Genomic DNA, 23,559 nt, shown 5'->3' with positions numbered 1-23,559 from the left:
TCGCGGCCCGGTCGCATCGGGCGCCGGACCGCTCACGTGGCCTGTCGGCGGTCGGCGCCGGGCCCCTGTCGAGCCGCGTGACCACGTCGGCGGAGCGGCCGAGCGTCGATCACACCGCGGCGCGGCCGGGGAACGTCGTCGTCACGGGGGTCGCGCCGAGGATGGCCTGCCAGCGCGCGCGGCGTACCGCGGCTTCGGTGAGCGCTTCGGTCGCGGCGGCGCGCACCGATTCGTCGGAAGCCCACTCGACCACCGTGTACCACGCTGCCGCACAATCGGATTCGACCGCCACGGCCAGGTGGGCCGCCGGGATCGGGTCGTCGACGGGGAACGGCGGAGTGTACGCCGCGCCGGGGGCGGCGGGCGCCGTGCCGCTCGCCTCGAGCAGTTCGATGGTGGCGTCGCGGCGGGCGCGATGCGCGGCGCCGAACTCGGCGACCAGGCGGGCCCGGTCGGCGTTGGCGTAAGCCGCGATCACGCCGTAGGAGTAGACGGCCGCGTACTCGCGGTCCAGCGCGGCCTGCAGGGCCTGGCGTTGCTCGGTCATGTCAGCAGGACTCCCGCCTGGGTGGCGCAGGCCGCGCTGATCGAGGCCAGCAGTCCTGCGCGGTAACCGGATTGGGTGCGCGCCGCCGTGGCCGCCGACTGCTGCGAGCGGACCAGCTGATCGCGCAACTGGGCGAGCGTGAGCGGCTGGGTGGGTGTCGCGGCGACCGAGGCGGGCACCGACCGCCCGTCGGGGCCGGGCACGAGCACCTCGCCGGTGCGATGCACGGGCGTGGTGCCGTCGCCGTACACGCCGATCACGCGGTCGATCTCGGTGCGCAAGGCGTCGGCGTGCGCACCGCGCTCGGTCGCGATGGTGGTGAGCGCGGCCTGCGACTGGGGGGCCAGCGCGATCGCCGCCTGTGCGGCCGCGGCGTCGGCACGGGCCAGAACCTCTTGCGCGGCAAGTGGATCGGGGGCGTGCACGGTGTCGTCCTCGGCGCAGGCCGTGAGAACGGCGAGCGCCGGAATCGTCGCGGCGCTGCCGCCGAGGACACGCAGCATCGCGCGCCGCGGCCAGACGGCGGGCCGGATCGGGGGCCTCGGGGCAAGGGCAGCGTCGTGGTGTGCGGTCTCGGCGGGAACCCGACCCACCGCACGGCGATCCGTTGTCGAACCCGTGGTGGGGTGCGGCGCGGTGCGCCGGTACGCCGCGTGGGTGGACACCGCCGCCGCGGCCGAATCCCGGTGTGCCGGTACGGTCGACGCCGAGGTCGGCGGAGCGGGCGGTGGCGTCGGTCCGGGGTGCTGCTCGGCGACCAGGCGCGACGACTCGCTCGTCATCGGGCGGGATTCGTGCCGGTCGGAGCGCATGCCGGAAGGTCGCCCGGCGCTCGGCGGGGCGGTATGGCGGAAGGGCACGAGCACCATCGTGCCAGATCCGCGGCGGCGCACTCGCCGGTGTCGCGACACGATGGGCACGCCGACCCGGACCGGTGCGCGACGGCCGTCCGCTGGTCCTTTACACTCTCGGAGCGCGTTACGCTAGACCTTCGGCGTAGAAATTTCCGATCGCGTCACAACTGAACCAGGAGCCGCCCATATGCCGATGCCCACCGAGGAAAGGGTGAGCCAGCTCGTCGCTGAGCTCGTCGCACGCCGGGGATTCGACCTCGAGGGCGTCGCGATCACGTCCGCGGGCAAAGACGAATTGGCGCCGGTTCGGTTGAAGGTCACCGTCGACAGCGACGGTCCGGCCGATCTGGACGCCATCGCCGAGCTCAGCCGGGAGATGTCGGCGCTGCTCGACGAGGCCGCCGACTCCGGCGACGCCGCCTACCTGCTCGAAGTCACCACCCCCGGGGTCGACCGGCCGCTGACCGCCGAGCGGCACTGGCGCCGGGCCCAGGGTCGCAAGGTGAAGGTGACGCTGCGCGAGGGCGCCGAACCGGTCGAGGGCAAGGCGCGCTTCGAGGCGCGCGCCGGGGTGCTCGCCGACGACGGGACCATCGCCCTCGTGCTCGGCGGCAAGAACAAGCCGCACCGCGTGCACGTGCCGCTCGCCGACATCGCCACCGGCGTCGTGCAGGTGGAGTTCAACCCACCCGGCGCCGCCGAACTCGAACTGGCCGGCGGCATCGCCGCGGGCCGACCCGTGCCGGGCGAAGAGCCCGCCGACCTCGCCGCTGCAGGCCAACACAGTGACTCTCCCACCGAAGGGGTTGCGGAATGAACATCGAAATCGAAGCTCTGCGGGCGATCGTCGCCGACAAGGGCATCCCGATCGAGACCGTGATCTCGGCGATCGAGTCGGCGCTGCTGACCGCCTACCGGCACACCGAGGGCCATCAGCCCAACGCCTACATCGACATCAACCAGAAGACCGGCGTGGTCCGGGTGATGGCGCGCGAACTCGACGCCGACGGCAACCTGGTCTCCGAATGGGACGACACGCCTGAGGGTTTCGGCCGCATCGCGGCGACCACCGCCCGCCAGGTGGTGCTGCAGCGGCTGCGCGACGCCGAGAACGAGAAGTCCTTCGGCGAGTTCTCCACCCACGAGGGCGACATCGTGGGCGGTGTCGTCCAGCGTGACGCCAGGGCCAACGCCCGCGGCATCGTGGTGGTCCGCATCGGCAGCGAGGCCAACGGCGCCGAGGGCCTGATCCCGCCCGCCGAACAGGTGCCCGGCGAGACCTACGAGCACGGCGACCGGATCAAGTGCTACGTCTACGGCGTCTCGCGCGGTCCGCGCGGTCCGCAGATCCAGCTCTCGCGGACCCACCCGAACCTGGTGCGCCGGCTGTTCTCGCTCGAGGTGCCCGAGATCGCCGACGGGTCGGTGGAGATCGTCGCGGTGGCGCGCGAGTCCGGGCACCGCTCCAAGATCGCGGTGCGCTCGACCGTGCCCGGCGTGAACGCCAAGGGCGCGTGCATCGGCCCGATGGGCCAGCGCGTGCGCAACGTGATGAGCGAGCTGGCGGGAGAGAAGATCGATATCATCGATTACGCCGAGGACCCGGCGACCTTCGTCGGCAACGCGCTCTCGCCGTCGAAGGTGGTTTCGGTCACCGTCGTCGATCCGGAGGCCAGGGCGGCCAGGGTGATCGTGCCCGACTTCCAGCTGTCGCTGGCGATCGGCAAGGAGGGCCAGAATGCCCGCCTGGCCGCGCGTCTGACGGGTTGGCGCATCGATATCCGCAGCGACGCGGCCCCGGAGCAGGGCGGCAGCATGCGGCCGGAGGCGCACCGTAGTTGACGAAAACGCGGGAATCCCGGCCCCCGGATGACATGTTCGTAACTTCGAGAGGGGAGGGGTTCGTCGTTATGACCGGGTCACCGGTAGAGTGGGGGGAAGACCGGCCCGCGCAATCCGTGCGAACCTGTATCGGATGCCGTCAGCGCGAGCCGTCTGCCGACCTGTTGCGGATCGTGGCGCGGCATCGGGACACCGGTTCGACCGGGGTCGCGATCGTTCCCGACCCGCGGCGCAGACTTCCCGGACGGGGTGCCTGGCTGCACCCCGTTTCAGCTTGTCTGCGTTCCGCAGAGCGGCGCCGAGCATTCGGCAGAGCCCTACGAGTGTCCGGAAATCTGGATATCTCAGCCCTGGAGCAGTACCTCGAGAACAGGCACGAGCACTCATGAGCACACCGTGAAGCACCAACGATGAACGTCCATCGGAGATAACCCGAGGTCGTGCGGGCCGCCGTCCCCTTACACGGTGGCGCTGCTCGGCCTCTCAGTGAGGAGAGCAGTGGCAGGCAAGGCCCGCGTGCACGAGTTGGCCAAAGAACTCGGTGTCACGTCCAAAGAACTACTCGCGAAGCTCAAGGAGCAAGGCGAGTTCGTGAAGTCGGCGTCCTCGACGGTGGAAGCACCCGTCGCGCGTCGTCTGCGGGAATCGCTCGCGTCGAAGTCCGCCCCGGCGGGCGACGCGAAGCCGGCGGCCCGTCCCGGACCGTCCCAGGCGGCCCGTCCGGGCGCCAAGCCCACCCCGGGCGGTCCTCGTCCGGGCCCGCGTCCCACCCCGGCTCCGGCCGCGGCGGCGACCCCCGCGGCACCGGCCACCCCGGCGCCCGCCGAATCGGCCCCGGCCGAGCCGAAGCCGGCTCCGGCCGCCAAGCCCGCCCCGGCCGCCGCGCAGCAGTCGGCTCCGGCCGCCAAGCCCGGCACCCCCGGCCCGCGTCCCGCCCCCGGCGCCCCGCGCCCGGGTCAGCCGCGTCCGGGTCAGCCCGCGCCGGGCGCCCAGGCGCCGCGTCCCGCCGGTCCCGGCCCCAAGCCGGGTCCGAAGACTCCGCGCGTCGGCAACAACCCGTTCAGCTCCGCGCCCGATCGTGAGCGTCCCGCGCCGCGTCCGGCCCCGCAGGGCGGCCCGCGTCCGACGCCGGGTCAGGGCGGTCCCCGTCCCACGCCCGGTCAGGGCGGTCCCCGTCCCGGTCAGGGCCAGGGTGGCCCGCGTCCGGCCGCCGCGCAGGGCGGTGCCCCGCGTCCCGGTGGTCCGCGTCCCACCCCGGGTTCGATGCCCCCGCGGCCGAACCCCGGTGCCATGCCCCAGCGCTCCGCGCGTCCGGGTCCGGCGGCCGGTGGCCGTCCGGGTCGTCCGGGCGGTGCGCCCGGTGGCGCCGGTCGTCCCGGTGGCGGCGGTGGCGGCTACCGCGGTGGCGGTGGCGGTGCCCCCGGTGCCGGCCAGGGTGCCGGTGCGCCCGCGGCCGGTGGTTTCCGTGGTCGTCCCGGTGGCGGCGGCGGTCGTCCGGGTGGTCCCGGTGGCCGTGGTGGCGCGGCAGGCGCGTTCGGTCGTCCCGGTGGCGCTCCGCGTCGTGGCCGTAAGTCGAAGCGGGCGAAGCGCGCCGAATACGAGAACATGCAGGCGCCCGCCGTCGGTGGCGTGCGGCTGCCCCGCGGCAACGGCGAGATCATCCGTCTCGCCCGTGGCGCGTCGCTGTCGGACTTCGCCGAGAAGATCGACGCGAACCCGGCCGCTCTCGTGCAGGCGCTGTTCAACCTCGGCGAGATGGTCACCGCGACCCAGTCGGTGAACGACGAGACCCTCGAGCTGCTCGGCAGCGAGATGAACTACGTCGTCCACGTCGTCAGCCCCGAGGACGAGGACCGCGAGCTGCTGGAATCGTTCGATCTCACCTACGGCGAGGACGCCGGCGGCGAGGACGACCTCGAGCAGCGTCCGCCGGTCGTGACCGTTATGGGTCACGTCGACCACGGTAAGACCCGACTGCTGGACACGATCCGCAAGGCCAACGTCCGTGAGGGCGAGGCCGGTGGCATCACCCAGCACATCGGCGCCTACCAGGTGCTGACGAACCTGAACGACGAAGAGCGCCTGATCACCTTCATCGACACCCCGGGTCACGAGGCGTTCACCGCCATGCGTGCCCGTGGCGCGAAGGCCACCGACATCGCGATCCTCGTGGTCGCGGCCGACGACGGCGTCATGCCGCAGACGGTGGAAGCGATCAACCACGCCCAGGCGGCCGACGTGCCGATCGTGGTGGCGGTCAACAAGATCGACAAGGAAGGCGCGAACCCGGACAAGATCCGGCAGCAGCTGACCGAGTACGGCCTGGTGACCGAGGAGTACGGCGGCGACACCATGTTCGTCGACATCTCCGCCAAGCAGGGCACCAACATCGACGCGCTGCTGGAAGCGGTCCTGCTGACCGCCGACGCCTCGCTCGACCTGCGGGCCAACCCGGACATGGACGCCCAGGGTGTCGCCATCGAGGCGCACCTCGACCGCGGCCGTGGCCCGGTGGCCACCGTGCTCATCCAGCGCGGCACGCTGCGTGTCGGCGACTCGATCGTGGCGGGCGACGCCTACGGTCGCGTGCGCCGCATGGTCGACGAGCACGGCGACGACGTCGAGGCGGCCCTGCCGTCGCGGCCCGTCCAGGTCGTCGGTTTCACCTCGGTGCCCGGCGCCGGTGACAACCTGCTCGTCGTCGACGAGGACCGGATCGCTCGCCAGATCGCCGACCGCCGCAACGCGCGCAAGCGCAACGCGCTGGCCGCGCGCAGCCGCAAGCGGATCAGCCTGGAAGATCTGGATGCCGCCCTGAAGGAGACTTCGGAGCTCAACCTGATCCTCAAGGGCGACAACTCCGGTACGGTCGAGGCCCTCGAAGAGGCCCTGCTCGGCATCGAGATCGACGACGAGGTGCGGCTGCGCGTCATCGACCGCGGTGTCGGTGGCGTCACCGAGACCAACGTCAACCTGGCGTCGGCCTCGAACGCGATCATCATCGGCTTCAACGTCCGTGCGGAGGGCAAGGCCACCGAGCTGGCCAACCGCGAGGGCGTCGACATCCGGTACTACTCGGTGATCTACCAGGCCATCGACGAGATCGAGAAGGCCCTCAAGGGCATGCTCAAGCCGATCTACGAAGAGGTCGAGCTGGGCCGGGCGGAGATCCGCGCGATCTTCCGTTCGTCGAAGGTCGGCAACATCGCCGGTTGCATGGTGCTGTCGGGTTCGGTCAAGCGCAACGCCAAGGCGCGCCTGATCCGCGACGGCCGGGTGATCGCCGAGACGATGACCATCTCCTCGCTCAAGCGGGAGAAGGACGACGCCACCGAGGTGCGCGAAGGTTACGAGTGCGGTATGACCGTGACCTACAACGACATCAAGGACGGCGACATCATCGAGGCCTACGAGCTGCGCGAGAAGCCGCGCGACTGATATCGCACACCGTTCCGCACGCCGCATCCGAGGTCTTCGGGTGCGGCGTGCGGTCATGCGGGCGAATCCCATCTACCAGGAGGTGAGCACCGCTGTACATCGGTGCGCTCGAATTCGATCTACTGCTCGGTGACGTGCACTCGCTCAAGGAGAAGCGGTCGGTGATCCGCCCGATCCTGGCCGAGCTGCAGAAGCGTTTCGCGGTGAACGCCGCCGAGGCCGGAGATCAGGACCTGCACCGCCGGGCACTGCTCGGCGTGGCCATGGTCAGTGCGGAAACCGGGCACCTGAACGAGGTGCTCGACAAGTGTGAGCGGCACGTCGCCGCCCGTCCGGAGTTACAGTTGCTGGCAGTACGCCGCCGGATCTTCGGACCCGAAGACTAGAGGGAGGTACCGCCATGGTGGATCAAGCCAGGGCACGCCGACTCGCCAAGCGGATTTCCTCGATCGTGGCCACCGCGATCGAGTACGAGATCAAGGATCCGCGGCTGCGGTTCGTCACCGTCACCGACGCCAAGGTGACCGGCGACCTGCGGGAGGCGACGGTGTTCTACACGGTGATGGGCGAGACGCTCGACACCGAACCCGACTACGCGGCCGCGGCCGCCGGTCTGGACGCGGCCAAGGGCGTGCTGCGATCCAAGGTGGGTGCCGGAACCGGGGTGAAGTTCACCCCGATCCTGTCGTTCACGCTGGACAGGGTCCCCGACGCGGCCCGCGAGATGGAGGAGCTGCTGGCCAGGGCCCGCGCCATCGACGACGAGGTCGCCAAGGTCGCGGCCAACGCCACCCACGCCGGTGACGCCGACCCGTACAAGTCCGATCGCGACGACGACGGCGACGAGTAGCCCGGCATGGACGGTCAGGGCCCGGCGCCGGTGGTCGGCGTGGCTGCGCGGTGTGCCCGGGCACACCGCGGTGCGTGGCCGGTAGCTCGCGTGGCTGTGCGAGCTCGCCGAATCGACCCGGCATGACGAGCGTGCGCGACGCGACCGTGCTGGACGCGGCCGTCGCCGTGCTGGCGGCGGCGCGTTCGGTGACGGTGCTGTGCCACGTGCAACCCGACGCCGACACCATCGGGTCAGGGCTGGCACTGGCGCTGGCGCTGGATCGCCGGGGCGTGCCGGTGACCGTGTCGTTCGCCGAGCCCGCCGAACTGCCCGCGTCGCTGCGCACCCTGCCCGGCATCGAACACCTGGTGCCGCCCACGGAGGTGCCGCGCGAGGTCGACCTGCTGATCGTGGTCGACTGCGGTGCGCGCAGCAGGCTCGGCGCGCTCGCCGACCGTTTGCCCGGTGCGTCGGCCACGCTGGTGATCGACCACCACCGCGCCAACGAGGGGTTCGGCACCGTCGACCTGATCGACGAGACCGCCGCCTCGACCACCGAGCTCGTCACGCGGCTGCTCGACGCGTGGGGCGTGCCGATCGACGCCGAGATCGCGCACTGCCTGTTCGCGGGCCTGGTCACCGATACCGGGTCGTTCCGGTGGGCCCGTCCCGGTTCGCACGGCCTGGCCGAGCGGCTGCTCGCCACCGGTATCGACGGCACCGAGATCACCCGCGTCCTGCTCGACACCCATCCGTTCTCCTGGTTGCCGATGCTGTCGAAGGTCCTCGCCTCCGCCGTGGTCGTGCCGTCGGCCGCCGGGGTGGGGCTGGTGTACGCGCTCGTGCGCGCCGCCGACACCCACGAGGTGGGGCCGGAGGAGGTGGAGAGCGTGATCGACGTCGTCCGCACCACCTCGGAGGCGGGGATCGCCGCCGTCTTCAAGGAATCGCGCGGGCAGAACGACCGCTGGACGGTCTCACTGCGGTCCCGCGATTCGGCGCCGGGGACCGCCGACGGCGTCGATGTCGCGGCGGTCGCGAGCACGTTCGGTGGTGGCGGCCACCGCTTCGCCGCGGGCTACACCACGTACGGGAGCGCGGGCGATGTGGTGCGCGCGCTGATCGCCGCACTCGGCTGAGCGCTGGATTCGCTGGTCGCGAGCCGGATTGCTCGCGGCATGGTTCACCAGCGGCGGAGGGCGGGTGGTGTCCTCGGGATCCGCACGACCCGGCACCACCACCGTCGCGGTCAGCTACCGCATTGTGCGCCGGTCTCGGCCGGTGTGCGGGCCCGGGTCAGGGCGTGCCGATCAGCCGACCGGTTCCGGCCGCAGTCGCCGAACCAGCGGCACGCCGAGAATCGTTGCCGCCCCGCACAATCCGAACGCCAGTGCCGGTAGGTCGACCAGCAGGCCGGTGACACCGGCGACGAGGAGACCGCCGAGGTTGCCCGACATCCAGATCAGCCCCGCCGCGGTGCCCTCGGCCGTTCCGGTGTGTCGTTCGGCCATGGCGAGCACGATCGGCAGCGCGGGCAGCAGGGTGAGTCCGATCAGGACGAAGGCCAGAAACCCCGTGGCCAGACCGGGCGCGACGGCGACGAGCAGACAGGCGAAGGCGCTGGCCGTGAGTCCGACCATGACCGCGGGCAGTTCGACGCCGCGCCGCAGCACGGCCACCGGCACGACCGCGCACCCGATCACACCCGCCACGACATTGATCAGCAGCGCGACACTGGCGGCGTCGGCGCTCACCCCGGCGGGTTCGAGCAGCGCCTGGCCGTAGGTGGCCAGGGCGACGAAGGTGCCGAAGGGGAAGAACACCGCGGCGCACAGCCGACGCACGTAGCGGTCGCGCAGGGTCGTTCGCAGGACCGTCAGCGGGGAGCCGGTGCCGTTCGGCGAACGGGCGAACGCGCCCGCGACGGGGCCCTGCTCGGCAGGTGTTTCCCGGCCGGGGACGGAACCGGTTGCGTCGTCACCGCCTGCGCTGGTACTGGTTGTGCTGGAATCGGCGGCGATGGACCCGTCCGCGCTGGAACCCGCTGAGGCGCAATCCTCTACACGGTCGTCACCGGCGGCGTGAGCGGAATCCGCCGCGGAGACCGCAGTCGTGGCGAAAGGCGACCGGGTGGCCGCGTCGGTGCTCGAGGGAGGAAGCCCGGCCCTGCCGCGGACTTGGCCGGCGGGGATCGTTGATGTGGCGGCCTCGGCGGAGCTCGGGGGCAGGCTCTCGGTGGCGCGCCCCAGTTCGGCGGTGAGGAGCACAGCCGCCGCGGTGGCGAATCCGGCGCCGAGGGCGGTCAGCGTCCACAGCTGATGCTCGGCGGGGAAGGCCGCGCCGAGGACGAAGGCCGCGGCCATGCCGGCGAAGGTGCTGGCGGTGCCGACCGCGATGCCGGTCGCCCGGTCCTTCTCGGCCAGATAGTGCCCGGCGATGCCGGTGATCGCGTTGAGGACGAGCGGCTGGGCCACCGCGACGATCGTCTGGCCGAGCAGCGCCACGAGGAATCCGTCGTGGAGCAGGCGCAGGTCGGCGCCGAGCGCGGTGAGCGCCGCGCCCGCGATCAGGGCGGGCCGGAACCAGCGATCGAGCAGGATGCCCGCCGGTATCGCCAGGACCACGTAGAGCAGCGGGAACATGTTCGCCAGCCAGCCGACGGCGGATTCGGAGACGCCGAAGTGCTCGGCCGCGACCGTCGTCACCGGCGCGTAGGTGAGCCACACCAGCTGGGTGGCCGCGCCGACCAGGGCGAACGCCGTGATCAGGCGCCATCGGTTCGTCATCGCGATGTCCTCGGTACTCCGATGCGGGTCAGGTCGCTCAGTGGACCGGACAGACCAAAGCTGGGCGAGTGACCAATAGTGCCGCGTCGAGGGCAGGCGCGCACGATTTCACCGAATCCGGCAGTGGTCCGCCGAGCGTCGGGTCGCGGGGGCTCGACCGGCCACAGGTTGTTCGGGCAGTCACTCCGGGCTGCCGCCCAATGGTTTGCCACCCGCGCTCAGAGGCGAACCGGTCCGGCGGTCACGTCGCTCCATTCGCGTCGGTGCCGTGTGCGACCATCGGCGGACGCGGCGCGGGAGGCGCCCCGGGACGGGAGGGACGGGCGTGAGTTCCACGGTGGAGCGGGAGGCCGAGGTCGGGCCGCGGCGGATTCTCGGAATCGCGCTACCCACCCTCGGCGTGCTGGTGGCCGAACCGCTGTATCTGCTGTTCGACATGGCGATCATCGGCCGGTTGGGGGCGCTGGCGCTGGCCGGGCTCGCGGTCGGCGGCGTGATCGTCGGGACGGTGAGCACGCAGCTCACCTTCCTGTCCTACGGCACGACGGCCAGGGCGGCGCGCAGGCACGGCGCCGGGGACCGGGCGGGCGCGGTCGAGGAGGGCATTCAGGCCAGCTGGGTGGGTCTCGCGATCGGTGTGCTGATCCTGGTGGTGGTGCAGGTGTTCGCCGGGCCGTTGTGCGCGGCGATCGCCGGTGGCGGTGAGATCGCCGGCGAAGCGCTGATCTGGGTGCGGATCGCCCTGTTCGGGGTGCCGCTGATCCTGCTGTCGATGGCGGGCAACGGCTGGATGCGCGGTGTGCAGGACGTGCGCCGCCCGCTCATGTATGTCGTCGCGGGGCTGGCGCTCTCGGCCGTGCTGTGTCCGGTGCTGGTGTACGGCCTGCTCGGCGCGCCGCGGCTGGAGCTCGCGGGTTCGGCGGTGGCCAACGTCGCCGGTCAGCTCGTTTCGGGCGGATTGTTCGTGTACGCGCTGCTGCGGGAACGGGTTTCGCTGCGGCCGCGGCCCTCGGTGATGCGTGCGCAGTTGGTGCTCGGCCGCGATCTCATCGTGCGCAGCCTCTCGTTCCAGGTGTGCTTCGTCTCTGCGGCGGCGGTGGCCGCGCGCTTCGGCGCGGCCTCGGTCGCCGCCCATCAGCTGGTACTGCAGTTGTGGAACTTCCTCGCGCTCACGCTCGATTCACTGGCCATCGCCGCGCAGACGCTCGTCGGCGCGGCGCTCGGCGCGGGCAACGCGCGCGGTGCCAAGGGAATCGCGCGCCGGGTCACCGGCTGGTCGGAGATCTTCGCGCTCCTGCTGGCCGCCGCCTTCGCCGCGGGTGCCGGCGTGATTCCGCTGCTGTTCACCGACGACGCCCAGGTCCTCGATCGCACCCACGTCATCTGGTGGTTCTTCGTCGCCATGATCCCCGTCGCCGGTGCGGTCTTCGCGCTCGACGGTGTGCTGCTCGGCGCAGGCGACGCCGCGTTCTTGCGCACCGCCACCCTCGCGGCCGCCCTGGTCGGCTTCCTGCCGCTGATCTGGCTCTCGCTCGTGTTCGACTGGGGCGTGGCGGGCATCTGGTCCGGGCTGGTCGCGTTCATGCTGCTGCGCCTGCTCGCGGTGGTCGCCAGGGCCCGCTCCGGCCGCTGGGCCAGGGTGGGCGCCGACGTCCCGCGCGGCGCGGCCTAGAGAGTGGCGCTCGTCACACCTGGGGCCGCGATCGTCCGGGCGCACTACCGTCGAAACGGTCGACTTCGAGCCGGTGATGGAGGCGGAGCAGTGCGTGGCGTGATGTCCAGGGGTATCGGTCTGCGGTTGGTGACGGGCGCCGCGGTCCTGCTGGCGGGGGCCGGGCTCGGCGTTCCCACCGCGCAGGCGGCGCCGGAAGGCGCGGGCGCGCTGCTCGGGCACCTCGAACAGCCCGCGGGCTGGGGTGACTGGTCGCGCGCGGCGATCGTCGACTACCGCACCGAGGGGCCCACCGGCGGACTCATCAACGGCGCCGGTCTCGTCCTGCTGCCTGATACGCCCGCACCCGCGGGCGGCTATCCGATCGTCGCGTGGGACCACGGCACCAGCGGCCTCGGCCCACAATGCGGCATCACCACGAACAAGGCGGTGCACGAGCGCCCGCTGCTGCAATCGTTCCTGGATCGGGGCTGGGCCGTGGTCGCGCCGGACTACCTCGGACTGTCCGCCGGATCCGACACCGTGCACCCGTACCTGCACACCCGCACCGAGGCGACGGCCACGATCGACCTCGTGCGCGCCGCCCGCGCGGCGGAGCCGGGCCTGTCGAAGACCTGGGCCGTGGTCGGCGGCTCGCAGGGCGGGCACGCCGCGCTCGGCACCGGCAACCTCGCCGGGGACTACGCGCCGGAACTGGACTTCCGCGGCACCGTCGCCCTGGCGCCGGAATCGAACTTCGAGCAGATCCTGTCCCGGCTCGACCCGCGCGTGCCGAATCTGCCGATCGTCGACGAGCTGGTCGGCCCGTTCGCGGGCATTCTCGCCGGACTGCGCGCGACCCGTCCCGATCTGGACGTGAACGGCCTGCTCAGCCCGCGCGGCCGCGAGGTGGTCGACGCGATCGCCACCAGCTGTGTCGAGGACTTCGGTGACGTGGTGGACGGCGCGTCGATCGGTTCGTTGCTGGCGCGCCCGGTGGAGGCCGAGGGCGTCGGCGCGGCTCTGCGCGACTACATGGTGGTGCCCACCGTCGGCTACCGGCAGCCGATCCTCATCGTGCACGGCGCCGCCGACACGGTGGTCCCGCTGCCGATGAGCTACGCCCTGCTCGCCCAGATGCGGGCCTCGGGGACGGCGGTGGAGTTCGGCCAGTACCCCGGCGGTCATCCCGAGATCGACGCGCAGGCGCGGCCGCGCGTGCTGTCGTTCGTCGCGGGCCTGTTCGACGCCTGAACGGCCTCAGCGCGGATACGGGCTGAGCATGTCGATGAACCGGATGTCGAGGTCGCGGCTCAGGTAGTCCATGCGCGAGTCCCAGAACTCGCGCATGTGCGGCAGCGCCAGGTGCTTGTCCAGATCCTCGCGGCTGCGCCACACCTCGTAGAACGCGAACACCGACGGATCGGCGCTGTCGACATGGAAGTGGTACTCGAGGCAGCCCTCCTCGGCGCGAGTGGGTTCGACGAAGGAGAGCAGCAGCTCGCGGAGTTCGTCGCGGCGCTCGGGCTTGGGGTGGGCGAAGCCCATCAGGGCGAAGGTCTCGGTCACGCGGCTCTCCTGGGTATGGTCGTTTCCGTACCTTCGTGACCGTAAGCGGGCAGTAGGTACGATGCAAGTCGTACCTAACGGAGGTGTCATGGCGGAGGCCGAAGAACTCGAACTGGGTGCGGTGCTGGCCGCGCTCGCCGACCCGCTGCGCCGCCGGGTGATCACGCTGCTGGCCCTCGACCCGGACGACGGCGACCGCAGCTGCTCGTCCTTCGAACTCCCGGTGACCAAAGCGACGCGCACCCACCATTTCCGCGTGCTGCGCCAGGCCGGCCTGGTCCGGCAGATCGACTACGGCAATCGCAGCACCGTCGCCCTGCGCCGCGCCGATCTCGACGCGCGCTTCCCCGGACTGCTCGACCTACTCGTCGCCGAAGGCCCGTGACACGGCCGCAACGGCGGCCCCCAGGCGGCCCCGCGCGCGGGTGTGCCACTGTGGACAGGTGATTCCGAAGTTGATGGCGGTCAGTGATGTGCACGTGGGACATCAGGGCAACAAGCCGATCGTGGAACAGATCCAGCCGGATTCGCCGGAGGACTGGCTGATCGTCGCCGGCGACGTGGGCGAGAAGGCCGACGAGGTCCGGTGGGCGCTGGACCTGCTGCGGCAGCGCTTCGCCAAGGTCATCTGGGTGCCGGGCAATCACGAGCTGTGGACCACGCCGAAGGACCCGGTGCAGATGCACGGGGCCGCCCGCTACGAGTACCTCGTGGCGATGTGCCGCGACCTCGACGTCGTCACCCCCGAGGACCCGTTCCCGGTGTGGACCGGCTCCGGCGCCGAGCGGTACGGCGGCCGCGTCACCATCGCGCCGATGTTCCTGCTCTACGACTACTCGTGGCTGCCCGAGGGCACCTCGACCAAGGCCGAGGGGCTGGCTGTGGCGCGCGAGCGCAATGTGGTCGCCACCGACGAGTTCCTGCTGGCCCCTGACCCGTACCTGACCCGCGACGCCTGGTGCCACGCTCGCGTGCAGTACACCCAGCGCCGCCTCGACGCGCTGGACCCGGAGACCCCGCTGGTGATGGTGAACCACTTCCCGCTGGTCCGTCAGCCCACCGACATCCTGTTCTACCCCGAGTTCTCGCTGTGGTGCGGCACCGATCTCACCGCCGACTGGCACACCAGCTACAACGTGGTGTGCTCGGTCTACGGGCACCTGCACATCCCGCGCACGACGTACTACGACGGCGTCCGCTTCGAGGAGGTCTCCCTCGGCTATCCGCGCGAATGGAAGCGGCGCGGCATGCCCGAGCCCCTGCTGCGCCAGATCCTGCCCGAACCGGTCTACGCCGAGGGCGAGCTCAACTCCTGGGGCGGGCATTTCCGGGTGACCCCGGAGATGGAGGCCGCCGCCGCGGAGATGCGCGCCAAGGCGGATCGGAGGCGCGGCATATGACAGCGATTTGCCTCGGGCATCGACGACTGATTTGGTGATGAACATGGGTAACTCACCGGGTACGGGCGAACTGTCCGCCTTCCGTACCGCCAGCCGCCGAACTCGCCGGTCGAGCACTCGAGTCCGGCCATGAGTCGCGGGGAGGCGGGCTTGCTCGAGAACATTCTGCCTGCCGGGGTGGCCGCCGCTGAACTGCTGGCGTACCCCGAGGACCTGAAGGCGCACCCGGCCGAAGAGCACCTCATCGCGAAGTCGGTCGAGAAGCGCCGTCGCGATTTCATCGGCGCCAGGCACTGCGCCCGGCTCGCGCTCGAACAGCTCGGCGAGCCGCCGGTGGCGATCGGCAAGGGGGAGCGCGGGATGCCGCTGTTCCCCCGCGGTGTCGTCGGCAGCCTCACGCACTGCGACGGCTACCGCGCCGCCGCGATGGCGCACGCGCTGCGCTTCCGTTCGGTCGGCATCGACGCCGAACCGCACGGCGAACTCCCCGAGGGCGTGCTCGATTCGGTGAGCCTGCCCGCCGAGCGCGACTGGCTGGCGAGCGCGCCCGCCGACGGCCTGCACCTGGACCGGCTGCTGTTCTGTGCCAAGGAGGCCACCTACAAGGCGTGGTTCCCGCTGACGCTGCGCTGGCTCGGTTTCGAGGACGCCCACATCACCTTCGAGATCGATTCCCGCACCGCCGATTCCGGCTCGGGCACTTTCCACACCGAACTGCTCGTGCCCGGCACGACGAACGACGGCGGCGCCCCGCTCACCGGGTTCGACGGCCGCTGGCTGATCGCCGACGGGCTGATCCTGACCGCGATCGCGCACGGCTGATGGCGGCGCGTACCTCGGCGGTGGGCCAGCTGGGCGGCCTGGTGATCGTCGACAAGGACGGCGGCTGGACCAGCCACGACGTGGTGGCACGCAGCCGGAAGCTGTTGCGCACCAAGAAGGTCGGGCACGCGGGCACCCTGGACCCGATGGCGACCGGCGTGCTCGTGCTCGGCGTCGAACGGGCCACGAAGCTGCTCGGTCAGCTGATCCTCACCAGCAAGGCCTACACCGCGACGATCCGGCTCGGCCAGTCCACGATCACCGATGACGCCGAAGGCGAGGTCGTCGCGACCACGCCCGCGGGCCACGTCACCGACGAGCGGATCGCGGCCGGGGTCGCGGCGCTGACCGGCGACATCGAGCAGGTGCCTGCCACCGTCAGTGCCATCAAGATCGATGGGGAACGCGCCTATGCCCGCGCCCGCGCCGGCGAGGACGTCCAGCTGGCCGCCCGCCCGGTCACGGTGTCGCGCTTCGAGGTGCTGGCCCGCCGCGACGTCGACGACTTCGTCGATCTGGACGTCGAGGTCGACTGTTCCTCGGGCACCTACATCCGCGCGCTGGCCCGCGACCTGGGCGCCGCGCTCGGCGTCGGCGGCCACCTGACCGCGTTGCGTCGCACCAGGGTCGGCCCCTTCACCCTCGAACACGCCCGCACCCTCGACGAACTCGCCGCCGCCGCCGAAGCCGAAAAACCCCTGCTCAGCCTCGACATCGACGCCGCCGTCCGCACCGCCTTCCCGCACCGCGACATCGACGCCACCCAGGCCGACGACCTGCGCAACGGCCGCTGGCTCGACCCCGTCGGCATCAAGGGCGTCTACGCCGCCATCGACCCCGCGGGCCGCGCCATCGCCCTCCTCGAGGAAAGCGGCAAACGCGCCTCCTCGGTCATGGTGGTCCGTCCCCAGGGCATCGGCGACTGACCTCGCGGATGCTCGTGTGCGCCACCGTCTTCGAGTGGTCGCCCGAGCGCGATGCGGGACCGCTCGCCCGGAAATCATTGCGCGGGAAGGAAAGAACCACTCCCGGCAGCCGGAAACGTAGAGTGGTGGCACGGTCGTTGGTGCGGACTTCGCCGACCGTGGGGAAGGGGAGAACGCGATGAGTGCGGAATCGGTGGACACGTTCGCGCTGTGGGACCGGGACGGGGACGGGCAGGTGTCGGTGGACGACATCGTGGCCGGCATCCACGCCGCGGGCATCGAGGTGGATCGCGACGCGGTGGAGCGGATGGTCGCGGCGGCCGACACCGACGGTGACTTCCTGGTCTCGCGGGCCGAATTCGACGCCGCGGTGGTCGCGGGGCGGATCGAGGTCACCGATGCCGACGCCGCGTTCCGGGTGTTCGACGTGAACGGCGACGGGCGCATCTCGGTGACCGAACTGGACTCGCTGATCCGTCATGTGGGCGGCGGCCTGATCGAGGAATCGGCCGGTGCGCTGCTCGCCGCCGCCGATCAGGACGGTGACGGGTATCTCTCGCTGCCGGAATTCCGGGTGCTGCTGGACTTCCTGTCCCGCTGAGCAGGCCGGCTCGCCGCGACCGGTCCTGTCCAGCGGGAATGCCTGTCAGGGCCACTGGACCAGGGCTAACGGCGGCCGCGCGGGCGGCGATAGCTCGGACATATGGCTGTCGTGTCCGAGGGGTGAGCCATGGTCGCTGCGCGCAAGGTCTGGATCGGGATCGTCGCCGGGGTGGTGACGCTGCTCGTGGGCTGCTCGGCCGGGAACGAGGCGTCGCCGGGCTCGACGAGCCGACCGGTCACCACGTCGGTGGTGACGGTGCCGCTGGCCGCACCGCCCACCGACGATCCCACCGTCGCGCCGGTGGATCCGGTCACGCCCACGCGCGTCACCACCCCGGCCCCTCCCGGACCGCCGCCGACGCCCGCGACCGGCACCATCGCGCTGCGCACCGAGACGCTCTCGGGCGCACCCGTCCCGAACGTGCCCGTGTGGATCGGCCTGCGTCAACCGTGCGATCCGGCCGGCCACGACATCCCCGTCGGCGAGACCACCGAGACCCAGCGCCAGGACGCGGTCACCGGCGCCGACGGCCGAGCCGTCTTCACCGCACCGGTCGGCTGCTACCACTACGGCATGACCGCCCCCGCGGGCACGAACCCGGTCCCGGAGGGCATGCACGCGGCCTTCCTCACCACGGGCGGGCAGACCGTCGACGGAAAGCTGCGCTTCCAGGACGCGGCGGGCCCCTGCCACCCCGACGGCATCTCCGCCGACCTCGGCCTGCTCGACAACGCCACCGTCGGCTGGTGCGACGGCACCTGGGCGGTGATCTCCTTCGACACCCCCGGCGACAACCAGCGCATCGTGCGCCGCGCCGGCGGCACCTGGACCACCTATGTGCTCTTCCCGCACGAGGTCTGCTGGAGCACCGCCGAAGCCGACGGCGTCCCGGCCGCGCTGCGCGACTACTTCACCTGCTGATCGCGGCTAGGCGGTCAGCCAGATCGCCTCCGCCGCCAGGGTTCCCAGCTCGGTGGGCGCCTCGGCCGCGCCGATGCGCACCGCGATGGTGCCCGCGAAATCGCGACGCTCCTCGACCGCGATGGTCGTGTCCAGGGCGATGCCGACCGAGTCGAAGTAGCGCAGCATCTCGGGGTCGGAATCGGAGATGCGCGCGACCCGGCCCGACTCGCCCGCCGCGAAATCCGACAGCCTGCGGGCCGGGGGAGTGGGGACGGCGCCGTCGACCGAGGGGATCGGGTCGCCGTGCGGATCACGGTCGGGGTGGCCGAGTTTCGCGTCGATGCGCGACATCAGCAGCTCCGAGACGGCGTGCTCGAGCACCTCGGCCTCGTCGTGCACCTCGTCCCAGCCGTAGCCGAGTTCGTTCACCAGGAAGGTCTCGATCAGGCGGTGCCTGCGCACCATCGCCACGGCGGCGCGGCGGCCGTGCTCGGTGAGGGTGATCGCGCCGTAGCGCGCGTGCTCGACCAGCCCCTGATCCGAGAGCTTGCGGACCGCCTCGGACACGGTCGAGGCCGACACGCCGATGCGCTCGGCGAGCAATTTGGTCGACACCTTCTCCTGCGACCACTCCTGCGCGGTCCAGATGACCTTCAGATAGTCCTGTGCGACGGCGGACAATTCGGGCGCGAGTGTGGCGGTGGCGGCGAGTTCGGCCTGTTCACCGGGCTGTGTCGACGCTCGGCGGGTGGCGACCTCTCGTTTACCTGGCACATCATTGATGTTAGGCATCCCTGGCCCGAATCACACATCGGCGAACCGGCACGGCGTGGCCGAAACGCTTTGCGTAGGCTTCGCTCTGTGCAGAGATGGCGAAGTCTCGACGATGTGCCCGCCGACTGGGGGCGCTGCGTCCTCACGATCGGCGTGTTCGACGGCGTGCATCGCGGACACGCGCAGCTGATCAGCCGCGCGGTGGCCGCGGCGCGGCGCCGCGGTGTCCCCTCGGTTCTGATGACCTTCGATCCGCATCCGATGGAAGTGGTGCGGCCGGGGTCGCATCCCGCGCAGCTCACCACCCTCACCCGGCGGGCCGAGCTCGCCGAGGAACTGGGCATCGATGTGTTCTGCGTGATGCCGTTCACCCACGAGTTCATGAAGCTCACCCCCTCGGGGTACGTGCACGATCTGCTGGTCGAGCGGTTGCACGTGAGCGAGGTCGTGGTCGGGGACAACTTCACCTTCGGCAAGAAGGCCGCGGGCACCGTCGACACCATGCGTGAGCTCGGGCAGCGGTTCGGCTTCTCGGTCGACGGCGTCACGCTGCTCGGCGAACACGCCGTCACCTTCTCCTCCACCTACATCCGAGCCTGCGTCGACGCGGGCGACATGGCCGCCGCGGCCGAGGCGCTGGGCCGCCCGCATCGGGTCGAAGGCGTGGTCGTGCACGGCGACGGCCGTGGTCGCGGCCTCGGCTTCCCGACCGCCAACGTCGCGCCGCCGATGCACGCCGCCATCCCCGCCGACGGCGTGTACGCGGGCTGGTTCACCGTGCTCGGGCCCGGCCCGGCCATCGGCACGGTGGCGCCGGGCGAGCGGGCCATGGCGGCGATCTCGGTGGGCACCAACCCGACCTTCTCCGGCCGTTCGCGCACGGTGGAGGCGTTCGTGCTCGACGGCGAGGCCGACCTGTACGGCCAGCACGTGGCGGTGGACTTCGTCGAGCAGTTGCGCGGGATGCGCAAGTTCGACACCGTCGACGACCTGGTCGAGGCCATGGGCCGCGACGTGGAGAGCGCGCGCAAGGTGCTCACCGCCGCCGACGCCTGAGGGCCGGTTCGAGGCGTCGATCCGGGTCGCGTACAGTGGATCCTCGGGTTTGCTGCGGTCCGCGGTGGCGCCCACCCCGGGTAACCGGATCTTCGAGCGCGGAACTGAGAATAGGAGTCGATGCCGCATGGCGCTGACCACTGAGCAGAAGTCGGCCATCCTGGCCGAGTACGGCCTGCACGAAAAGGACACCGGCTCGCCGGAGGCGCAGATCGCGCTGCTGTCGAAGCGGATCTCGGATCTCACCGAGCACCTCAAGAAGCACAAGCACGATCACCACACCCGGCACGGCCTGCTGGCCCTGATCGGTCGTCGTCGCCGCCTGTCGAAGTACCTGCAGGCCAAGGACATCGAGCGTTACCGCTCGCTGATCGAGCGTCTCGGCCTGCGCCGCTGACCTGGATCGACACGCCTCCCCGCTGAGGCGGTGACTCGATAGCCGACGAGAAGACGTACACTCTTCTCGTTGGCTATTCGTGTATTCGGCGACCATGGGGTTTCCGCGTGCACTACAACATGTGACAGCCGTGTGCATCCGTCCGCGTGGCGTCGGTCTTCGGTAGTGGCCTTTCGGCAGGCATTTCCCGCCGCCGTCGGGCTTCGATCGATGATCGCCTCCGCGTCGCCTCTTCTGGAATGTTCCAGCCAGGGGGATACGGCCGGGTGCTGCGCGTGGCAGCCAGGAGGGTTCCCACGTGTCCGTGTCCGGTACGGCTGACGAATAGCTGGTTCGCGCCCACATGGTGCTGCGCTCCGGCGAGACGAGAGGTCGAGAGAAGAAATATGACGCAGACAACTGAACGTACTTCGACCGCGGTCGAGGTCGAGCCCGGTGTTTTCGAGTCGGTCGCGCTGATCGACAACGGCACCTTCGGCACCCGCACCATCCGCTTCGAGACGGGCCGCCTGGCCAAGCAGGCCGCGGGCTCCGTGGTCGCCTACCTGGACGACGAGACCATGCTGCTGTCGGCGACCACCGCCGGTAAGCACCCCAAGGACCAGTTCGACTTCTTCCCGTTGACGGTCGACGTCGAAGAGCGCATGTACGCCGCGGGCCGCATCCCCGGCTCGTTCTTCCGTCGCGAGGGCCGCCCCTCCACCGACGCGATCCTGACCTGCCGCCTGATCGACCGCCCGCTGCGCCCGTCGTTCGTCGACGGCCTGCGCAACGAGATCCAGGTCGTGGTGACCGTGCTGAGCCTGGACCCGCAGGACCTCTACGACGTGGTGGCCATCAACGCCGCCTCGGCGTCCACCCAGATCTCCGGCCTGCCGTTCTCCGGCCCGGTCGGCGGCGTGCGCGTCGCCCTGATCGGTGGCCAGTGGGTCGCGTTCCCGACCGTGGAGCAGCTCGAGGGCGCCGTGTTCGACATGGTCGTCGCGGGTCGTGTCACCGAGACCGGTGACGTCGCCATCATGATGGTCGAGGCCGAGGCCACCGACAAGGTCATCGCCCTGATCGAGGACGGCGCGCAGGCGCCCACCGAGGCCGTCGTGGCCGAGGGTCTCGAGGCCGCCAAGCCGTTCATCGCCCGCCTGTGCCGCGCGCAGTCGGACCTGGCGACCCTGGCCGCCAAGCCCACCGAGGAGTTCCCGCTCTTCCCGCCGTACGCCGCCGACGTGTTCGAGGCCGTCGAGGGCACCGCCAAGCGCGAGCTGAACGAGGCGCTCTCGATCGCCGACAAGCAGGCCCGCGAGGCCAAGATCGACGAGATCAAGCTGGACGTGCTCTCGCGTCTGGGCGAAGACTTCACCGGTCGCGAGAAGGAACTGGGCGCGGCGTTCCGCTCGGTCACCAAGAAGCTGGTGCGTCAGCGCATCCTCACCGACGGCTTCCGCATCGACGGCCGCGGTCTGGCCGACATCCGCGCCCTGAGCGCCGAGGTCGCCGTGATCCCGCGCGCCCACGGTTCGGCGCTGTTCGAGCGTGGCGAGACCCAGATCATGGGCGTCACCACCCTCGACATGGTGAAGATGGCCCAGCAGGTCGACTCGCTCGGCCCGGAGACCACCAAGCGCTACATGCACCACTACAACTTCCCGCCGTTCTCCACCGGTGAGACCGGCCGCGTGGGTTCGCCGAAGCGCCGCGAGATCGGCCACGGCGCGCTCGCCGAGCGTGCGCTGATGCCGGTGCTGCCCTCGCAGGAGGAGTTTCCCTACGCCATCCGTCAGGTCTCGGAGGCGCTGGGCTCCAACGGCTCCACCTCGATGGGTTCGGTGTGTGCCTCCACCCTGTCCCTGCTGAACGCCGGTGTGCCGCTCAAGGCGCCGGTCGCCGGTATCGCCATGGGCCTGGTGTCGGACACCGTCACCAACGACAAGGGTGAGGACGAGGTCCGCTACGTGGCGCTGACCGACATCCTCGGCGCCGAGGACGCCTTCGGCGACATGGACTTCAAGGTCGCCGGTACCCGCGACTTCGTCACCGCCCTGCAGCTGGACACCAAGCTGGACGGCATCCCCTCGCAGGTGCTGGCCGGCGCGCTGAACCAGGCGCACGACGCCCGCACCACCATCCTGGACGTGATGGCCGAGGCCATCGCCACCCCGGACGAGATGAGCCCGTACGCCCCGCGCGTCACCGCGATCAAGATCCCGGTCGACAAGATCGGCGAGGTCATCGGCCCCAAGGGCAAGATGATCAACCAGATCACCGAGGACACCGGCGCCAACATCTCCATCGAGGACGACGGCACCGTGTTCGTCGGTGCGACCGACGGCCCGTCGGCGCAGGCCGCGATCGACGCGATCAACGCGATCGCCAACCCGCAGCTGCCGAAGGTCGGCGAGCGCTTCCTCGGCACGGTCGTCAAGACCACCGCCTTCGGCGCGTTCGTCTCGCTGCTGCCGGGCCGTGACGGCCTGGTGCACATCTCCAAGCTGGGTCAGGGCAAGCGCGTGGCCAAGGTCGAGGACGTGGTCAACGTCGGCGACAAGCTGCGCGTGGAGATCGCCGACATCGACAACCGCGGCAAGATCTCGCTGATCCCGGTCGAGGACGAGGCCGCCGCGGCCGACGCTCCGGCCGCCGAGGCCGAGGACGCCGCCGCCGAGTAAGGCTCCGGTAGCTCCACCCTTCGCGAAACCCCTCGCCGTCTCGCACGGCGGGGGGTTTCGTGCTGTTCGGGGCCAGAGGGCGAAAGTGTCCTGAATCACTGGGATGCAACGTTGATGCAACGTTGTTTCACATAGTGTTGCCGGACACAGTGCGCCGCCGGGTGGACGGCCGCCGCGACACCTCGGACTCTCGGCTTACGCCGAGCCGGATGCGGACGGTTTGCTGGTCCCCGCGCGAAGCCGCCGAATTTCCCTCCCTCCAAGATTTTAGTGGAATCTGGTCCGGTTTATTACTGAACCGAATACGCTTCAGTCGTCTGCGGGCATGGGTGCCGGGTGGTGTGGTCGACGATGGAGGTCGGAGAGATAGCCGAGTCATAGCTGTCGGGAATGTATCCCCACGGCGGCGAGCCGGAGCGTGCTGATCGTGTCAGAGCCGATCGCACGGGATACCGGTGTGAGAGGGCGGATTTCGGGCAGGGTGCCCGAGGTTGG

23 protein-coding genes are annotated in these 23,559 nt (G+C 70.8%); 18 read left to right on the top strand and 5 right to left on the bottom strand.

From position 1 onward, the window contains the following. Positions 1 to 109 precede the first annotated feature (109 nt). Positions 110 to 547 carry a DUF4439 domain-containing protein gene (locus DFR69_RS02935; protein WP_110035803.1) on the bottom strand — a complete coding sequence of 146 codons (438 nt, stop codon included), beginning with the start codon at positions 545 to 547 and terminating at the stop codon, positions 110 to 112. Then, entirely contained in the window at positions 544 to 1,329 is a 786-nt protein-coding gene (locus DFR69_RS34995; RefSeq protein WP_244198046.1) for a hypothetical protein, read from the bottom strand. Before DFR69_RS34995 ends, DFR69_RS02935 begins: the two co-directional genes overlap by 4 nt. Before the next feature lie 259 nt (positions 1,330 to 1,588). Here DFR69_RS34995 and rimP point away from each other — a divergent pair, with 259 nt between their 5' ends. The 7 genes from rimP (at position 1,589) to DFR69_RS02895 (ending at position 8,652) form a co-directional block, all read left to right on the top strand. Further along, a complete protein-coding gene (gene rimP / locus DFR69_RS02925) occupies positions 1,589 to 2,218 on the top strand; it encodes a ribosome maturation factor RimP (protein WP_110035802.1) in 630 nt (209 codons plus the stop codon). After that, on the top strand, positions 2,215 to 3,243 hold the full coding sequence (nusA, locus tag DFR69_RS02920; protein WP_110035801.1) for a transcription termination factor NusA: 1,029 nt from the start codon (positions 2,215 to 2,217) through the stop codon (positions 3,241 to 3,243). The genes rimP and nusA overlap by 4 nt, the downstream gene beginning before the upstream one ends. 68 nt (positions 3,244 to 3,311) lie before the next feature. After that, positions 3,312 to 3,632 (top strand): YlxR family protein, encoded by a 321-nt coding sequence (locus DFR69_RS02915; RefSeq protein WP_110036122.1) that lies wholly within the window; start codon positions 3,312 to 3,314, stop codon positions 3,630 to 3,632. Between the two features lie 109 nt (positions 3,633 to 3,741). Then, positions 3,742 to 6,681, top strand: a complete 2,940-nt coding sequence (infB, locus tag DFR69_RS02910; RefSeq protein WP_110035800.1) for a translation initiation factor IF-2 — start codon at positions 3,742 to 3,744, stop codon at positions 6,679 to 6,681. Positions 6,682 to 6,773: 92 nt separating this feature from the next. Next, the gene (locus DFR69_RS02905) at positions 6,774 to 7,067 is read left to right on the top strand and encodes a DUF503 domain-containing protein (protein WP_110035799.1); all 294 of its coding nucleotides are present in this window, start codon (positions 6,774 to 6,776) and stop codon (positions 7,065 to 7,067) included. A gap of 14 nt (positions 7,068 to 7,081) precedes the next feature. Beyond that, positions 7,082 to 7,531 carry a 30S ribosome-binding factor RbfA gene (gene rbfA, locus DFR69_RS02900; RefSeq protein WP_110035798.1) on the top strand — a complete coding sequence of 150 codons (450 nt, stop codon included), beginning with the start codon at positions 7,082 to 7,084 and terminating at the stop codon, positions 7,529 to 7,531. A gap of 122 nt (positions 7,532 to 7,653) precedes the next feature. Next, the gene (locus DFR69_RS02895; protein ID WP_110035797.1) at positions 7,654 to 8,652 is read left to right on the top strand and encodes a DHH family phosphoesterase; all 999 of its coding nucleotides are present in this window, start codon (positions 7,654 to 7,656) and stop codon (positions 8,650 to 8,652) included. Between the two features lie 171 nt (positions 8,653 to 8,823). Here the strand turns inward: DFR69_RS02895 and DFR69_RS02890 are convergent, their stop codons facing one another. Next, positions 8,824 to 10,299 (bottom strand): MFS transporter, encoded by a 1,476-nt coding sequence (locus DFR69_RS02890; protein ID WP_110035796.1) that lies wholly within the window; start codon positions 10,297 to 10,299, stop codon positions 8,824 to 8,826. A 325-nt stretch (positions 10,300 to 10,624) separates the two neighbouring features. On the opposite strand from DFR69_RS02890, the gene DFR69_RS02885 reads away from it, so the two are divergent. After that, positions 10,625 to 11,971 carry an MATE family efflux transporter gene (locus DFR69_RS02885; RefSeq protein WP_244198045.1) on the top strand — a complete coding sequence of 449 codons (1,347 nt, stop codon included), beginning with the start codon at positions 10,625 to 10,627 and terminating at the stop codon, positions 11,969 to 11,971. A 102-nt stretch (positions 11,972 to 12,073) separates the two neighbouring features. Then, positions 12,074 to 13,204, top strand: coding sequence for a lipase family protein (locus tag DFR69_RS02880; RefSeq protein WP_110035794.1), 1,131 nt, complete (start codon positions 12,074 to 12,076; stop codon positions 13,202 to 13,204). 6 nt (positions 13,205 to 13,210) lie between these two features. On the opposite strand, the gene DFR69_RS02875 is transcribed toward DFR69_RS02880, so the two are convergent. After that, positions 13,211 to 13,519, bottom strand: a complete 309-nt coding sequence (locus DFR69_RS02875) for a putative quinol monooxygenase (RefSeq protein ID WP_208643891.1) — start codon at positions 13,517 to 13,519, stop codon at positions 13,211 to 13,213. 88 nt (positions 13,520 to 13,607) lie between these two features. Here DFR69_RS02875 and DFR69_RS02870 point away from each other — a divergent pair, with 88 nt between their 5' ends. The 6 genes from DFR69_RS02870 (at position 13,608) to DFR69_RS02845 (ending at position 18,192) form a co-directional block, all read left to right on the top strand. Beyond that, complete coding sequence (locus DFR69_RS02870) at positions 13,608 to 13,904, top strand: ArsR/SmtB family transcription factor (protein WP_110035793.1); 297 nt, start codon at positions 13,608 to 13,610, stop codon at positions 13,902 to 13,904. 73 nt (positions 13,905 to 13,977) lie between these two features. Continuing rightward, entirely contained in the window at positions 13,978 to 14,919 is a 942-nt protein-coding gene (locus tag DFR69_RS02865) for a metallophosphoesterase family protein (protein WP_373867078.1), read from the top strand. 129 nt (positions 14,920 to 15,048) lie between these two features. Next, positions 15,049 to 15,741 carry a 4'-phosphopantetheinyl transferase Npt gene (gene npt / locus DFR69_RS02860; protein ID WP_110035792.1) on the top strand — a complete coding sequence of 231 codons (693 nt, stop codon included), beginning with the start codon at positions 15,049 to 15,051 and terminating at the stop codon, positions 15,739 to 15,741. Next, the gene (gene truB, locus DFR69_RS02855) at positions 15,741 to 16,667 is read left to right on the top strand and encodes a tRNA pseudouridine(55) synthase TruB (protein ID WP_110035791.1); all 927 of its coding nucleotides are present in this window, start codon (positions 15,741 to 15,743) and stop codon (positions 16,665 to 16,667) included. The genes npt and truB overlap by 1 nt, the downstream gene beginning before the upstream one ends. Before the next feature lie 178 nt (positions 16,668 to 16,845). Continuing rightward, the gene (locus DFR69_RS02850) at positions 16,846 to 17,268 is read left to right on the top strand and encodes an EF-hand domain-containing protein (protein ID WP_110035790.1); all 423 of its coding nucleotides are present in this window, start codon (positions 16,846 to 16,848) and stop codon (positions 17,266 to 17,268) included. A gap of 129 nt (positions 17,269 to 17,397) precedes the next feature. Further along, positions 17,398 to 18,192 carry a hypothetical protein gene (locus DFR69_RS02845; RefSeq protein WP_110035789.1) on the top strand — a complete coding sequence of 265 codons (795 nt, stop codon included), beginning with the start codon at positions 17,398 to 17,400 and terminating at the stop codon, positions 18,190 to 18,192. Positions 18,193 to 18,198: 6 nt separating this feature from the next. Here the strand turns inward: DFR69_RS02845 and DFR69_RS02840 are convergent, their stop codons facing one another. After that, complete coding sequence (locus DFR69_RS02840; protein WP_244198044.1) at positions 18,199 to 18,966, bottom strand: metal-dependent transcriptional regulator; 768 nt, start codon at positions 18,964 to 18,966, stop codon at positions 18,199 to 18,201. Between the two features lie 69 nt (positions 18,967 to 19,035). On the opposite strand from DFR69_RS02840, the gene DFR69_RS02835 reads away from it, so the two are divergent. The 3 genes from DFR69_RS02835 (at position 19,036) to DFR69_RS02825 (ending at position 23,064) form a co-directional block, all read left to right on the top strand. Then, positions 19,036 to 20,004 carry a bifunctional riboflavin kinase/FAD synthetase gene (locus tag DFR69_RS02835; protein ID WP_110035788.1) on the top strand — a complete coding sequence of 323 codons (969 nt, stop codon included), beginning with the start codon at positions 19,036 to 19,038 and terminating at the stop codon, positions 20,002 to 20,004. 127 nt (positions 20,005 to 20,131) lie between these two features. Further along, positions 20,132 to 20,401, top strand: a complete 270-nt coding sequence (gene rpsO / locus DFR69_RS02830) for a 30S ribosomal protein S15 (protein WP_110035787.1) — start codon at positions 20,132 to 20,134, stop codon at positions 20,399 to 20,401. Between the two features lie 386 nt (positions 20,402 to 20,787). Further along, the gene (locus DFR69_RS02825) at positions 20,788 to 23,064 is read left to right on the top strand and encodes a polyribonucleotide nucleotidyltransferase (protein ID WP_110035786.1); all 2,277 of its coding nucleotides are present in this window, start codon (positions 20,788 to 20,790) and stop codon (positions 23,062 to 23,064) included. Positions 23,065 to 23,559: the final 495 nt, after the last annotated feature.

Source organism: Nocardia neocaledoniensis (assembly GCF_003182135.1).
Classification (GTDB): domain Bacteria; phylum Actinomycetota; class Actinomycetes; order Mycobacteriales; family Mycobacteriaceae; genus Nocardia; species Nocardia neocaledoniensis.
This window is presented reverse-complemented; position numbering and strand designations above follow the sequence as displayed.

Coding starts and splice junctions, on each gene's coding strand:
- DFR69_RS02825 (WP_110035786.1), top strand. CDS start 20,788: ATGACGCAGACAACTGAACGTACTTCGACCGCGGTCGAGGTCGAGCCC.
- npt (WP_110035792.1), top strand. CDS start 15,049: ATGAGTCGCGGGGAGGCGGGCTTGCTCGAGAACATTCTGCCTGCCGGG.
- DFR69_RS02850 (WP_110035790.1), top strand. CDS start 16,846: ATGAGTGCGGAATCGGTGGACACGTTCGCGCTGTGGGACCGGGACGGG.
- DFR69_RS02840 (WP_244198044.1), bottom strand. CDS start 18,966: ATGCCTAACATCAATGATGTGCCAGGTAAACGAGAGGTCGCCACCCGC.
- truB (WP_110035791.1), top strand. CDS start 15,741: ATGGCGGCGCGTACCTCGGCGGTGGGCCAGCTGGGCGGCCTGGTGATC.
- nusA (WP_110035801.1), top strand. CDS start 2,215: ATGAACATCGAAATCGAAGCTCTGCGGGCGATCGTCGCCGACAAGGGC.
- DFR69_RS02890 (WP_110035796.1), bottom strand. CDS start 10,299: ATGACGAACCGATGGCGCCTGATCACGGCGTTCGCCCTGGTCGGCGCG.
- DFR69_RS02865 (WP_373867078.1), top strand. CDS start 13,978: ATGGCGGTCAGTGATGTGCACGTGGGACATCAGGGCAACAAGCCGATC.
- rbfA (WP_110035798.1), top strand. CDS start 7,082: ATGGTGGATCAAGCCAGGGCACGCCGACTCGCCAAGCGGATTTCCTCG.
- DFR69_RS02880 (WP_110035794.1), top strand. CDS start 12,074: ATGTCCAGGGGTATCGGTCTGCGGTTGGTGACGGGCGCCGCGGTCCTG.
- DFR69_RS02915 (WP_110036122.1), top strand. CDS start 3,312: ATGACCGGGTCACCGGTAGAGTGGGGGGAAGACCGGCCCGCGCAATCC.
- rimP (WP_110035802.1), top strand. CDS start 1,589: ATGCCGATGCCCACCGAGGAAAGGGTGAGCCAGCTCGTCGCTGAGCTC.
- DFR69_RS02935 (WP_110035803.1), bottom strand. CDS start 547: ATGACCGAGCAACGCCAGGCCCTGCAGGCCGCGCTGGACCGCGAGTAC.
- DFR69_RS02895 (WP_110035797.1), top strand. CDS start 7,654: ATGACGAGCGTGCGCGACGCGACCGTGCTGGACGCGGCCGTCGCCGTG.
- DFR69_RS34995 (WP_244198046.1), bottom strand. CDS start 1,329: ATGACGAGCGAGTCGTCGCGCCTGGTCGCCGAGCAGCACCCCGGACCG.
- DFR69_RS02870 (WP_110035793.1), top strand. CDS start 13,608: ATGGCGGAGGCCGAAGAACTCGAACTGGGTGCGGTGCTGGCCGCGCTC.
- DFR69_RS02845 (WP_110035789.1), top strand. CDS start 17,398: ATGGTCGCTGCGCGCAAGGTCTGGATCGGGATCGTCGCCGGGGTGGTG.
- rpsO (WP_110035787.1), top strand. CDS start 20,132: ATGGCGCTGACCACTGAGCAGAAGTCGGCCATCCTGGCCGAGTACGGC.